A 13,338-nucleotide genomic window follows, 5' to 3' on the forward strand; every position below is an offset into this window, starting at 1 on the left:
GAATTACGAATTACGAATTACGAATTACGAATTACGAATTACGAATTACGAATTATCAGAGTATCTCAATTTCGCACTTTTGCACCAACGTGTATCACCTTGAAGAAATTGGAGTGCCAAAATTTGTATGCCTTCACATGAAAAATCATCTTTGGAGGCTGGTTTAGTTGCCCTCAAACAGGGAAATTACTACGCAGCAATTACTCAACTGGAACCTATTGCTGGCAGCCAGAATCAAAGCAATACTTGCTTACAAGCCCAGGTTGGCTTGGTCATGGCTTATGCACGTACAGGAGAAGCTTCTCAAGCGATCGCCCTCTGTCAGAATCTGATTTCGAGTGGTAATCCAGAAGTTAAAGAGTGGGCAACACGCGCTCTTGAACACCTCAAAAAACGCCAAAAACGCCATCAAAAAAGTAAAAACATTGAAACTGAGTTTGTCAACTTTGATAATTCTTTAGATACTCCCTCAGTCGATGCTGTGTCAACACACCAGACGCTAGAGGGTGTGATTAAAAAGAATATCCCTGCTGCTTACCCTGAATTATCAAATACTGGCTTAATAGGTTCTGTCGGTGGGACAAAATCTGAACCGATTAACATATTTTGGCGACAAGCCCGACGCGCTAAGATATGGCAACCTCTCCGTAAGCCTAACTTCCTGCTCTCCATGCTCTCCTGTTTACTAGCAGCAGGAACATTCATCGCGCTATTTTGGATGTTGCGAGCATTCGTCATGTTGGGAATGGGTTTAATCAACCAGATTTTAGACAAACTTCCATATTTAGAGCCATTACAACTTTTATATGGCAATCCTAGTTTATTAATACTAGTCTTATTTTTGGTTTTGATCGGATTGTCTCCTTGGTTAATTGATGGGCTATTAGCAAGCTTTTATAGTCAAGAACACCTATCCAAAGAAGTTTTACACACTCATAGTCGTGAGGCATTTCGGGTATTACAACGAACTTGTCAACAGCGACATTGGAAAATTCCTAAATTACGAATTTTACCAATATCAGCACCTATCATGCTGTCCTATGGAAATCTGCCCAGCACAGCCAGAATTACTGTGAGTCAAGGTCTGTTAGAACAATTAACGGATGATGAAATAGCGACTATCTACGCACTTGCTCTCGGACAAATTGGCCGATGGGATTTTAATGTCATGTCTTTGGCATTGCTAGTGACTCTGCCATTTTATCGACTGTATTACCAACTATCAGTTTGGGGAAACAAAAGCGAAAAGAAAATCTGGTGCTGGACTACTACAGGTTTGGCTGGACTGACCTATGGAATTTGGTGTTTACTGACTGGTACAACTTTGCTTAATTCCCGGTTTCGGCTTTATTATAGCGATCGCCATGCTGCTGAAATTACAGGCAATCCCAATGGGCTAATTCGTGCCTTACTCAAAATTTCCATTGGTGTTGCTGATGATATTCAAAAACAAGAACAGACTAGTTGGCAGTTAGAAAGCTTGAATGTCTTAGCTCCAGTCAGCTACCAACAAAGTCTTTCTTTAGGAAGTATGGTCAGGCATCTTTCCTTTGAGTCATTCTTAATGTGGGAAAACTTCAATCCCTATCGGCGATGGTTTACCATTAATAATAGTCACCCCCTCATGGGCGATCGCATTGAACGCCTGTGCGAAATAGCCCGTAATTGGCATTTAGAACCTGAACTGCATCTGACCATTGAAGGATCTTGCCAAGTCAAAACTCAGTCATTCCTATTACAAATCGCCCCCTGGTTGGGAATTCCCATCAGTTTTTTATTAGCAGTTCTGTTCTGGTTAATTTGGCAAACCGCATTTGCCATGCATTTGTTAAACCTGAAATGGATTTACGATGATTGGAACTTCGTCATAGGTTTTTTCATGATTGGCTTTAGCATCGGTACAGTCATGCGGATTAATGCCTTTTTTCCAGAAATTAAACCCTTTAATTTACAAGCCGATGACCATCTCTCCCATTTATTAACCGATCCCTCTGTTTTACCACTCGATAGCATCAGCGTCCGTCTAGCAGGTAAATTATTAGGTCGTCGGGGTACTGCCAACTGTCTCGGACAAGACCTCATTCTGCAATCCAGCACAGGTTTAGTGAAATTACACCACATTCCTTGGTTAGGACAGTCAATCAACCCCACAAAATGGATTGGTCGCCAAATTATCGTTACAGGCTGGTTAAGAAGAGGAGCAACACCTTGGATAGACATCCAAACCCTAGAAACTCAAAGTGGCAAAACCATTAACAGTCCTCATCCCATTTGGTCTACTGTTTTGGCAGTCGTCGCCCAAGCATGGGGAGCATATATCATGTTGACAGCGCAATCTCTGGCAAGATAACACTGCAATTTATTGACCGATCAAATGAAACGTAAACAAAAGTTGCAGGTTAGCCACAAAAATGTTACATTTAGTTACACAATCAGTAATTCAGCCCCCCAAATTAATGATTTGTCTGGCTGTCACCACTAAATCCATGTCCTTTTCTTCTCCCAACACAGCAGCAAATCAACCAGCCAGTGGCTGGTTTTTGTTTCCAACTTCTACACCTTGTCCAAAAATTGTGTTTTATGTTACGATGCATTAATACTATCGGCAAAAATGTAGGTGCTGAACTAGCTACGTAAAAAATACCGTGATAATCTTAAGAGATGGTATTTTGTCCTGCCGATAGAACCTAGAAAGAATTCATTTACTGTGGCGGACGGTGGGCTATTAAATTTACAATTCTTAGAATTAAGATGGTATTAGCTGGGCGCAGTAGCCCTTTTGTCTTAAATAAGCTTGATCCCAACAAAAAACTGTATTGTATAGGTTGGCAGTTTGGATTAAAAAAATTGGTTTATGGCGATTTTAGTTAATAGCATCTATTTAAAAGCCAAAGCCAAGGTAATTGTTTTGTCAAGACAAGTTCATTTAAACTCTGGAGGTATAGTTCATGTCCGTTCGCCTATACATAGGTAATTTGCCTAAAGAAGAAATAGATCGTCAAGAATTGCAAGCAGTATTTGCAGAAGAAGGCGATGCAGTCACCACTAAACTAATTAAAGACCGCAAAACAGGTAAATGTCGTGGTTTCGGTTTTCTAACGGTGAACAATGACGAACAAGCAGACCAAATTATTGAAAAATATAATGGTCAAATGTTCAAAGACACTGCCATTAAGCTGGAGAAGGCATTACCTCGCACCAAAGGTGAAGAGGGTGATGAGCAAGCTCCTAAAGTTGCTAGTCAAGCTACTAGCATTCCCACACCTAGCATCAACAAAGAAAGTCGTCGTGAAAAAGGCGCTAAGAAGTCTCGGCGTGGTGGCGGTAGCAGTGTACGTGAAACAACTAGCAATGTTGATTCAGACGCTATTCGTCCAGATCCCCGTTGGGCAGCTGACTTAGAAAAGCTGAAACAGATGCTGGCTGCACAAACTACAAACTGATCCTTTAGGCAAAGAGATTAAAAATTAAGAATCGCAAATTAAGCTGATTTTTAATTTTTAATTATTTTTTATCTTAGTGAGTTGGCTTGTTTGCTGATGATCAATATCAGCCACTAATCTAAAAACTGAAATCACCAGCCCCCATGTGGGACTGTTTTTTGTGCAAACCAACACCAATAAAAAAGGTATTGAGCAGTGCTGAAAGCCAAACTAGGCCTTCCGCACTGCTCAATTTTAATTTATTGAGTGTAATTAAATAAGCTCAAATCTTTACCATATCTCGTTATCTCGTTCCTAGTCTCTGACTAGGAATGCTATCACAGAGGCTCTGCCTCTACTCTCATTGAGAGCGCAGGGAAAGCCTTATCACCAGTTAAGCCCGTTTGCAGTATAAGGTTTGATTTTCTTAGTTTCTTAGAAATATTTAGGGGATGCTGAATAAATGTAAAACCTATATAAATCAAGGGATATAGGGGGATAAGATACAATAAAGTGCAAGGAATAAGTGATGAAACCATCAAAAACCATTCATTTACCCAAATTAGAGACTATTGTGATCTCCCTCTAATTCTTCTCCTGGCTCCTGACTCCTAGCCCTAACGAAAAGACTTATATGCCTAACGGCACGCTCTTCGCGTTCAGCAAGCCCTATTTATCAGTTTTTTTACAAGAATGTATCTTATTTAACAAAAAATAATATTTTCTCATAATAGTATCTGTTAATACAATCACTAAAAAAATAAGTTTGTCAAAAATCCCTCTGTTCTTGACAGTTAATAGGAGCAAATTGACACGTAATTAGCATTATTCATACAAATGAATAACTAGCTTAAAACGCGAAATTAAAAGATTTAAAATTCACTTTTATTGTGCTGTTATATCTCCACAGTAAATTCTTTTTATGGCTAATATATAGGTCATAATTTATGGATTTTGCTGTATTTTTTTATAAGCAAATAGGGTTTTGTCTATCAAAATCATTGAATATTATTACTACAAATAATTCATAAATAAATCAAATGTAAATACTAGAAATAAACTACCGAATTATGAACAATATATGAATTTTTTCTGACATAATTAGAATAAAAATTACTAAGACCTTCTAGATTATTCAGGGAAGCGTGAATAACGCCAGCTTGAAACTGCCTACTACCTTGTGAAAATAAGCAAAACACAACTTATGAAGTCTACCACTGACAAACGCATTGCCTTGATTTCAGTTCACGGTGATCCGGCGATTGAAATTGGGAAAGAGGAGGCTGGAGGACAGAATGTTTATGTACTCCAAGTGGGTGAAGCACTATCTCGGCTGGGATGGAAAGTTGATATGTTTAGCCGCAGAGTGAGTGCTGAACAAGAAACGATTGTTCAACATAACTCTCAATGTCGAACCATTCGGTTAACAGCAGGTCCGATTGAATTTGTACCACGGGATAACGGTTTTAAATACTTGCCGGAATTCGTGGAACAGTTATTGCAATTTCAACAAGAAAACGGCATTCAATATGAGTTGGTTCACACTAATTACTGGCTTTCTAGCTGGGTAGGGTTGCAGTTGAAGCAAATCCAAGGAAGTAAACAGGTTCACACATACCATTCTTTAGGAATAGTTAAATACAACACAATAGAAAGTATTCCTCTTGTGGCTAGTCAACGCCTAGCAGTAGAAAAAGAAGTTTTGGAAACTGCTGAAAGAATTGTGGCGACAAGTCCGCAAGAAAAGCAACATATGCGATCGCTCGTTTCTGATCAAGGCGAGATTGACATTATTCCCTGCGGTACAGATATTCGGCGTTTTGGTTCAGTCAAAAGAGAAGCAGCTAGAGCAGCATTGGGAATTGAACCAGAGGCTAAAATTGTATTGTATGTAGGGCGTTTTGACCCGCGCAAAGGCATAGAAACCTTGGTGCGTGCAGTGCGTGAATCAAAGTTTTATGGCTCAAAAGACCTAAAGCTAATTATTGGTGGTGGAAGTACCCCAGGTAACAGCGACGGTAGAGAACGCGATCGCATTGAATCCATTGTCAACGAATTGGGAATGAGCGAATGTACTTGTTTTCCAGGTCGTCTTAGTCAAGAAGTTCTACCAACTTACTATGCCGCTGCTGATGTTTGCGTTGTACCCAGTCACTACGAACCCTTTGGATTGGTAGCAGTGGAAGCAATGGCCAGTGGCACACCAGTCATAGCTAGTGATGTCGGTGGGCTTCAGTTCACCGTCGTTAATGAAAACACTGGGTTATTAGTACCACCCCAAGACGTAGCGGCCTTTAGTCATGCCATTGACCGCATTCTCAGCAACCCCGAATGGCGAGCAGAATTGGGTCAATCAGGTCATAGACGGGTGATGAGTAAGTTTAGCTGGGATGGTGTAGCTATGCAGCTAGATCAGCTATACACCCAACTCATGCAACCAGTTAAAGAACCTGCATTGCTTACCCTTTAAACATAGAATTGGTAAAGGTTTCAGCCTGTTTCTTATTCATACTTTGACTTCCCATGTCTTGATATTGGGGTAAAGTCAATAAAGAGTTAGGCAGGTAAAATAATGGAAGTTCAAGAACTCAAAAAATTTCCTAAGCCCAGAAGAACAGAAGCCGAAGCTACGGCTTCTCAACACATCAGGATACTAGATTGCAACCAACCCGTTAGTCGGGTAATTTTTGAGTGTTGGCATTGTAAACAAGGTCTTTTGAGTGAGGTAGATGTAACTTCTTCAGAGTATCTTGAGATTGAATGCCCCAGTTGTGGTAAAACAGGTTTAAGGCTGATGGCAAAAGAAGTGCTTTCAACCACAGCTATTCCTTCACCCTGGCAGTGAGTAACGAGTAACGAGTATTGAGTATTGAGTGAAAAATCAAATTAATTACACGCTGCTCAATGCTTTGCTACTGATCTAAATTCAGTCATTCCTACAGAGATTTACAGTACTAGGTACTCAATACTAAGTACTCGTTACTCAATACTCGTTAGTGCTTCCGACTGATTTAATAGAGATAAAACTTTAAATGCCAGTGAGTAATCGTTTTGCAACCAGTTGATTTTACTACTCTCACAGCTGCTTGTAGCGAACTACGCGCTAACTGGCTTCCCTCGCGGACAGAACAGGTATACCAGCGCGATCGCTATACTATTGCCATAGCCTTACGTACCTTAAAACAACGGGTGTGGCTAGAGGTTTCTTGGCATCCCCAAGCGACACGCATTTGTATTGGGGAACCACCACCACGCACACCAGATACATTTACCTTTAGTCAACAGTTAATTCATCAGTTGGGTGGTTTGGCCTTAGTGGCAATTGAAGCGATCGCTCCTTGGGAACGTGTGATTGATTTACAATTTGCCCGTCGTCCCGGTGAAAATGCCCTCTATCACTTGTATGTGGAAGTGATGGGTAAGTACAGTAACGCCATTCTCACCGATGCCAGCAATTTTATTATCACTGCTGCCCATCAAGTTAGTCAGCAACAATCCAGCGTCCGTCCCATCCAAACCGGACAGTCTTATGAACCACCACCTAAACAGACTGGCCCTATCCCCAGTTTGAGTGAATCCCAAGCACGTTGGCAAGAACGGGTTAGTTTAGTCCCAGGCGCTATTAAGCGGCAACTACTGAAAAATTATCGGGGTTTGAGTGCAGCTTTGCTAGATACGATGTTGCTAGTAGCAGATATAGCACCAGAAAGCAGCACTGATGCCCTGACTGCTGATGATTGGAACAGGTTATTTACACGTTGGCAAGAATGGCTACAAGCCTTGGAAGTTGGTAGATTCCAACCGGCTTGGACGGCAAATGGATATACTGTCATGGGTTGGGGTGTTGTCGCACCAGCCAAGGATATCCAAGAATTACTCAATCAATATTACATAGCTGAGTTAAATCAACAGTTATTTGCTCAATTGCGTCATCAGTTAATTCAGAAATTGAGTAACATTTTGGGTAAATTGCGGACTAAAGCCCAAACTTTTAGCGATCGCTTAAAGCAGTCAGATCAAGCCGATGAATATCGCCAAAAAGCCGACTTATTGATGGCATATTTGCAAAATTGGCAACCGGGGATGAAAGAAATTGTTCTGTCAGACTTTGAAACTGGTAAACCAATTGCGATCGCACTTCTCCCAGATAAAAACGCCGTTCAAAACGCCCAGAAGCTTTATAAACAGCACCAAAAACTTAAACGCGCTCGTGCTGCTGTCGAACCCCTACTATTTGAAGTGCAATCAGAAATTGATTATTTGGAACAAGTAGAAGCAGCTATTTCCCAAATAGAAAAATACCAAACAGCAGCAGATTTACAAGCTTTAGAAGAAATTCGTGATGAATTAATCGGGCAAAAATATCTAGAAGCCCTAGAATACCGCAGCCGCAGTACCAACGAGACTGCAAGTATCAATTTTCATCGTTATCGCACCCCTAGCGGCTTTGAAGTTTTAATTGGTCGTAACAACATCCAAAATGACCAATTAACATTTCGGGTAGCCGGTGATTATGACCTCTGGTTTCACGCTCAAGAAATTCCTGGTAGCCATGTCCTGCTACGTCTTGAACCGGGAACAGTCGCAGAAGAAGCTGATTTACAGTTTACCGCCAATCTTGCCGCTTACTTCAGTCGCGCTCGTCAAAGTGACCAAGTACCAGTAGTTTATACTCAACCAAAGCACGTCTACAAACCCAAAGGCACTAAACCAGGACTTGTAATTTACAAGCAAGAAACAATTATTTGGGGACAACCGGAAATTATGCGTAATCATTAAATCCTGTAAATCCTGATATGGCTTGCGCCACGCTGCGCTATCAGACAATCATTTTTTTACAAGCCAAAGCAAAACGTTCAATTCCCGCTAAATCAGCATGAATCTGAATATTTTCATAACTACCATGATTTTGTAGCAGTTCTCTGACTGTATCTGCCTGTCCTGCCATCATTTCAATCAACCACACCCCACCAGGACGTAAATAATGGGGGGAAATATCAATTAAATGACGAATGTAGTCTAAACCATCAACACCACCATCTAGGGCTAAATGGGGTTCATGATTAACTACTTCTGGCTGTAATGTAAGTACGGTACTGGTGGGAATATATGGCGGATTGGATACCATGCCGCTAAACTGACATTTCAGAGATTTTAGAGGTTCCCACCAAGAACCCTGATAAAATTTAATCCGTTCTGCAAAACCTAAATTTTTGGCATTGGTTTGAGCAACGGCTAATGCTTCTGGGCTTAAATCAACTGCATGAATTGTGGTGTTTGTCAATACATCAGCTAATCCAAGAGCGATCGCACCACTACCAGTCCCCAAGTCCGCCCAATGTCCTTGTTCTAAACCTTCTATTGGGCTATTTTTAGCAGCCACTACAGCTAAATCAATCAAACACTCTGTTTCCGGTCTGGGAATTAAGACGGCATTGGACACCGCGATTTTAAAAAATCGCCAAGGTGTCACCCCAGCGATGTACTGTACTGGCAAGCGGTCATGTAAACGCCTCTGCCACAACTGCTCTAACTCATCTAGAGACAACTGCATTTTTATTGGAGTCGATGTTTTAAAAGACTCCAAACGCAGCGCCAAGCGGTCTAAACCTGCTATTTCCTGTAACAGCCAATCTACTTCCAACGGGAGGATATCGTGAGCGATCGCAGTCTCAATTGCTTGATTGCGCCACTGCCAAAGTTCTAAACCACAAACCGCCCTTGGCTGTTGACTCATCATGCTTAAAATTGCTTGGCAGGTAAACTTTTCGGCTTAGGAGCATTTTCTTTTGGTAGAGTTCTAATATATTCTCTAGACTCTGCCGATGGCACCAAGACGACTTGGTTTAACCACGAATCGCTTTTATCTTTTAAAGTTTTAATCACCCCATCCACATCTATAACTTGAATATCAGCCGTAGGAAACTTTGGCTTCACCTGGTTCAATAAACCTTGTGCGTCTTGTTTACTCAAGAATAGAGGAATTAATTGCTGTTTATCAGCAGTTACTTGAATTGGTACATACCCCTTATCTGGTGCAAATCTCACGGCAAAAACTGGTACACTTTTAAATTGATCTATTTTTTGACCACTGGCGCGTAGCAACTCTAAAGCCCCTTTGAGTTCTTGGTCTACAGGTTTAAAAGCAAACAAGAGGCGATTGGCCTGGTTTTTTGTTTGTTGTAATTGTTGATAAATCACACCTAAAGGCACAGCTGTAACTTGTAGTTTCTTAGCCATGTCTTCCAGTTTTGGATCTTTATTTTTCACATTTCGTAGTTCTTTGATAAAAGCTAAAGCTTCCTGGCGACTCATATATACTCCTGTCACCGAGCCACCTTTTTGCCCATTTTGAGCATCAGGTAAGTTACGACTCAGGGGTAGACCTTTCTCGTTAGTAATCAAGTAAACAGGTACTGAGTCTAATTTATCTTTTATTTGTTGTTCTGTTAATGCCTGCACAGGAATATTAATCCCTATACGACACTTAAGAGCAACGTACCACCTACTAGACCTAAGGTTGCGCCCAAGCGAACTAATGATTTCATAACTACTCCTCACTTCAATTTTAATAGTTGAATTAACTTAGACAATCAAAAAAATGGTTTAGATTTATACAACAACACCTGATTTCAGTTATCTGTTAAGCTATTTGGTGTTTAAATAACTTATAGATTGAGCTAATTGTTTTTAGCTGTCTTGCCATTCAGGACTAAATACTGTATTAGCCTATTATATTTCTTCTCAAGCGGGGAGTGATCTCCCGGACTCTTGATCAGAACAATGCTATTTTATTGTTTTTCTCAACTAGTGGTGAAGCTATGATTAAATTAATTGTTCCCACTGCTATGGCTATGCCCTTAGCAGGCATCGCTTCTCTGGCAGACCTGAAAAAGATAACACTATTAAATTCATTAGTGAAGACTTTTCAAGGGAAAAACAAAAGAATCTATCTATTTAATGAATTTTGTGTAATTATTTGCAGTAATTTTTCCAAAAAACAAGATAAAAAAACATTTTATACTAAAAAATGCTGAAAATTCTCATTTTGAGTAAAGCGATCGCACAAATTGCTGTATCTATCAATCTCCCAAATGCTTCACTGCCCTTACGCTTGTTACCCTACGGAATGCAAGCTAAAGTGTGACAAAGATTAAGTCTTTGCCTGTGACTGGTGTATCTATTTATGAACAAACAAGGAGATTTGATATTTACCAAAAATCGGGATGACAGGATTTGAACCTGCGGCATCCTGCTCCCAAAGCAGGCGCGCTACCAAGCTGCGCTACATCCCGAAAAAACTATCTTGCTGTCGATAGTTTAGCTTTACATAACCAAAATTATGCTTTGCTTAGTCATCTCCGCTATCATATCATAAATCAAAGCTGATTGCGAACCCTCTTAGCCAGAAAAATAAAATTATTTTCTCAATTAAGAGTTTTTTCGCTAACTCGCCCTGACAGAAGTGATTTTGCTATAAGAATGCTAATCGCTAAACTATCTTAGCACACTTTGGGTATTTTAGCCGTTTTATAGAAGCAACCTCTTTTGTCTGTTTTCGCTTGAGGATTAATGAGGATACCAAAACATCCCTTTAATACCTTCTGGATCAGGCATAAATCCCATAGTCCTGTAAAAATCTACAACATGGGGATCAGCAAAAAGAGTAACATTGCTAATCTCTTCACTCCTGAGTTTTTTGAGGACATATTTCATTAACGCCTTACCCAGTCCTTGACTTTGGAAGTCTGGGTGAACTACCACATCCCAGATAGTGGCATTAAAAGCATGATCTGAGGTAGCACGGGCAAAACCAATCAACCTTTTGTGATTTCCTCGTACTTGCCACATAGAGGCGACGAGAAAACTATGCTCAATGGCTTTTTTTACTTTTCTCAGGGGGCGACGTGACCAACCAACCGCGTCACAGAGTTCTTCTAGTTCATACAGGTCGATATCGCGCTCAGTACTGAAAACAATGTTATCTTTACTGGCGTTAGAGTTGCCTCTATCTCCCGTTGTATACTCTTCAAATGCGGTTGTTTTATTTGTCGTTACAGACTCAGAAGCACTAAACCAAGTTTTCCAAAAACCCATGCCAACGTGGTTCGGTTAATATGACTGAATTGTTGCCACTCTTTGAGAGTGTTGATTCACAAGTTAAGATAACTGTATTTATTGTATATCCAGACACATAAATTTGAATTTTTAGTGTTTTGGGTTTTGACAATAGTCACAGCTAGTTAGTGACATACTCCACACACTCCTTTTCAGGTCAGTATGGGTTTCTCAGCGACTCTTCTTTGAAGACATTGACTGAGCTTTAAAGTCCTATGCCCTAGGAGCTTTTTTGCAATATTATTCACCGAAATTTAAATAGGCTGCTTTTCAGCATTTAATTTGGATTACACCTAATTAATTAGATTATATCAGATTTGATGAGTTCGTGAATACATCAGGGGCCTGGCAATTGGTGGTGATAGAGCTTGTTGAATTATCACCCACTCCCTCAATGAGTGGTATTCATTAGAGGTTGAGATGGGACTCCTTACTTCCCAAAAACTTTTCTCATTAATTCCTTGTGGGTGAGTGAGAGGCTTTTTGTCGTTTGCGCTAAACTTTTCACACTAATCATTTCCAACTGTAGCACTTTGTTTTCACACTCCTCTAAATCTAATACAGTGGCATACTCCCAGATCAAGCGCTTAAAAGAGTCTCGTCTTCTAACCAAAGCATCTATTTGTGTCTGATTTTCATAAAAGAATTTTCTGCACAGTTGTAGCTTGCTTCTCTGAAAAGGTATAAGTATAAAATTGTTCCTGTCGGATTTAGCTCAAATCAAGATACTACATCATGAGGTACTCTACCTTGCTCAAGTCTATAATTTTGATGCATTTTCAAGATAAAAAGACTCAAAGTTTCTTATAAATTATGTATATTGTTCGTTTGCAGCTGGTATGATATCAAACTTCCAACACATTTCCCGCCATTAACTAAAGTCTATGATTAAGTCCTCAAACAGAAAGATATGAGAACAAAGTAGTAGATAACGTAGTTTTTAGCTTTATTTTTAACAAAGCAAGCAAGTCTTACCACCAACAATGACTTCTGGTTTAAAATCTTCGACACTGGAACTCCTAAAGCGCTTTAACCGAGCGTTTCCCCAATTTTATGAGCAATTTGTTAGTAGTGAGATTCAACTGCAAAATTTACGACTGGCTTACCGTCTATATAAAACCAGACGAGCAGTTATAGAGATGAAACCTGAAGGTAGCAAAAGTGCGCTGCACTTTGCATACCGTAATCAGTCTTTTCTCCTCAGTGATATTTTTGGTGTGCTGGCAGCTTATGGCTTGACTATTCATGGATTGAGCCTTTATGGTCAGATCCGACCACCAATGTTAGTGTTTATTAAGCTGTTGGTGTCTCGTGGCAGCAAAGCCTTGACCGAAAAAACCGCAGAAAATGTTTGTCGTGCCATTCGTGAGGCTTTGGGCAATCGGTTTGAGGTAGAAGAGATGTTAGCGGTGGAGTTTAACCTTAATGCTGGTTTAGAGCAGGTACAAACCGAGTTCTATGTAGATCCAGTTTTTCATCTCCCGGCCTTAGTCATTGAAGCTGATAATCAACCAGGATTATTTTATAAAGTTATGTATGGCATCTGGCAGGAAGACCTGCTCGTAGTTAATGCCAATTTGTTGGTTTGGCGCGGACGTACAAGGTTAATACTCTATTTATTGGGACCAAATGAAAGTCTGATTCCTGAATATCTGGGTAACAAGATTGCTGAAGGAGTGCGACAGAGGTTACTAGGTCGATGAGTATAGAAAAATTCAAATTTTGGATTTTGTAGACGCACAGCGGCTTCTCACAGGGGATTTTGAATTTATTTTTCTCTCCTCGTATTTAGTCGCAC

The 13,338-nt window shown here is 40.2% G+C and carries 9 protein-coding genes, 1 tRNA gene and 1 pseudogene; 7 read left to right on the forward strand and 4 right to left on the reverse strand.

The genetic code is table 11. The annotated features are described in order from the left end of the window. The first annotated feature begins 127 nt into the window (after positions 1 to 127). The 6 genes from ACOWPH_RS24870 (at position 128) to ACOWPH_RS24895 (ending at position 8,201) form a co-directional block, all read left to right on the forward strand. Entirely contained in the window at positions 128 to 2,350 is a 2,223-nt protein-coding gene (locus tag ACOWPH_RS24870) for a M48 family metalloprotease (RefSeq protein ID WP_015212792.1), read from the forward strand. A 61-nt stretch (positions 2,351 to 2,411) separates the two neighbouring features. Further along, entirely contained in the window at positions 2,412 to 2,597 is a 186-nt protein-coding gene (locus ACOWPH_RS24875) for a hypothetical protein (RefSeq protein WP_015212793.1), read from the forward strand. 351 nt (positions 2,598 to 2,948) lie between these two features. Beyond that, the gene (locus ACOWPH_RS24880; protein ID WP_015212794.1) at positions 2,949 to 3,443 is read left to right on the forward strand and encodes an RNA recognition motif domain-containing protein; all 495 of its coding nucleotides are present in this window, start codon (positions 2,949 to 2,951) and stop codon (positions 3,441 to 3,443) included. 1,183 nt (positions 3,444 to 4,626) lie between these two features. Further along, entirely contained in the window at positions 4,627 to 5,892 is a 1,266-nt protein-coding gene (locus tag ACOWPH_RS24885) for a glycosyltransferase family 4 protein (protein WP_015212795.1), read from the forward strand. A gap of 102 nt (positions 5,893 to 5,994) precedes the next feature. Next, entirely contained in the window at positions 5,995 to 6,267 is a 273-nt protein-coding gene (locus ACOWPH_RS24890) for a hypothetical protein (protein WP_015212796.1), read from the forward strand. A 206-nt stretch (positions 6,268 to 6,473) separates the two neighbouring features. Next, positions 6,474 to 8,201: an Rqc2 family fibronectin-binding protein gene (locus tag ACOWPH_RS24895; RefSeq protein ID WP_015212797.1), complete on the forward strand. Its 1,728-nt coding sequence runs from the start codon at positions 6,474 to 6,476 to the stop codon at positions 8,199 to 8,201. Between the two features lie 40 nt (positions 8,202 to 8,241). Here the strand turns inward: ACOWPH_RS24895 and prmC are convergent, their stop codons facing one another. The 4 genes and pseudogenes from prmC to ACOWPH_RS24915 all read right to left on the reverse strand — a co-directional run bounded on the left by prmC (position 8,242) and on the right by ACOWPH_RS24915 (position 11,519). Next, a complete protein-coding gene (prmC, locus tag ACOWPH_RS24900) occupies positions 8,242 to 9,162 on the reverse strand; it encodes a peptide chain release factor N(5)-glutamine methyltransferase (RefSeq protein WP_015212798.1) in 921 nt (306 codons plus the stop codon). 2 nt (positions 9,163 to 9,164) lie between these two features. Then, positions 9,165 to 9,970 (reverse strand): annotated as a pseudogene (locus ACOWPH_RS24905) (Tic22 family protein). Between the two features lie 673 nt (positions 9,971 to 10,643). Continuing rightward, positions 10,644 to 10,717 (reverse strand) — tRNA-Pro (locus ACOWPH_RS24910). A 274-nt stretch (positions 10,718 to 10,991) separates the two neighbouring features. After that, on the reverse strand, positions 10,992 to 11,519 hold the full coding sequence (locus ACOWPH_RS24915) for a GNAT family N-acetyltransferase (RefSeq protein WP_015212802.1): 528 nt from the start codon (positions 11,517 to 11,519) through the stop codon (positions 10,992 to 10,994). A 1,004-nt stretch (positions 11,520 to 12,523) separates the two neighbouring features. Between ACOWPH_RS24915 and ACOWPH_RS24920 the strand changes: the two genes are divergently transcribed. After that, positions 12,524 to 13,243 (forward strand): hypothetical protein, encoded by a 720-nt coding sequence (locus ACOWPH_RS24920; protein WP_015212803.1) that lies wholly within the window; start codon positions 12,524 to 12,526, stop codon positions 13,241 to 13,243. Positions 13,244 to 13,338: the final 95 nt, after the last annotated feature.

This window comes from Anabaena sp. PCC 7938 (assembly GCF_049315035.1).
Taxonomy (GTDB): domain Bacteria; phylum Cyanobacteriota; class Cyanobacteriia; order Cyanobacteriales; family Nostocaceae; genus Anabaena; species Anabaena cylindrica.

Excerpts from the sequence above, each read along its gene's own strand:
- ACOWPH_RS24870 (WP_015212792.1), top strand. The coding sequence starts at position 128 with ATGCCTTCACATGAAAAATCATCTTTGGAGGCTGGTTTAGTTGCCCTC.
- ACOWPH_RS24875 (WP_015212793.1), top strand. The coding sequence starts at position 2,412 with ATGTTACATTTAGTTACACAATCAGTAATTCAGCCCCCCAAATTAATG.
- ACOWPH_RS24880 (WP_015212794.1), top strand. The coding sequence starts at position 2,949 with ATGTCCGTTCGCCTATACATAGGTAATTTGCCTAAAGAAGAAATAGAT.
- ACOWPH_RS24885 (WP_015212795.1), top strand. The coding sequence starts at position 4,627 with ATGAAGTCTACCACTGACAAACGCATTGCCTTGATTTCAGTTCACGGT.
- ACOWPH_RS24890 (WP_015212796.1), top strand. The coding sequence starts at position 5,995 with ATGGAAGTTCAAGAACTCAAAAAATTTCCTAAGCCCAGAAGAACAGAA.
- prmC (WP_015212798.1), bottom strand. The coding sequence starts at position 9,162 with ATGATGAGTCAACAGCCAAGGGCGGTTTGTGGTTTAGAACTTTGGCAG.
- ACOWPH_RS24915 (WP_015212802.1), bottom strand. The coding sequence starts at position 11,519 with ATGGGTTTTTGGAAAACTTGGTTTAGTGCTTCTGAGTCTGTAACGACA.
- ACOWPH_RS24920 (WP_015212803.1), top strand. The coding sequence starts at position 12,524 with ATGACTTCTGGTTTAAAATCTTCGACACTGGAACTCCTAAAGCGCTTT.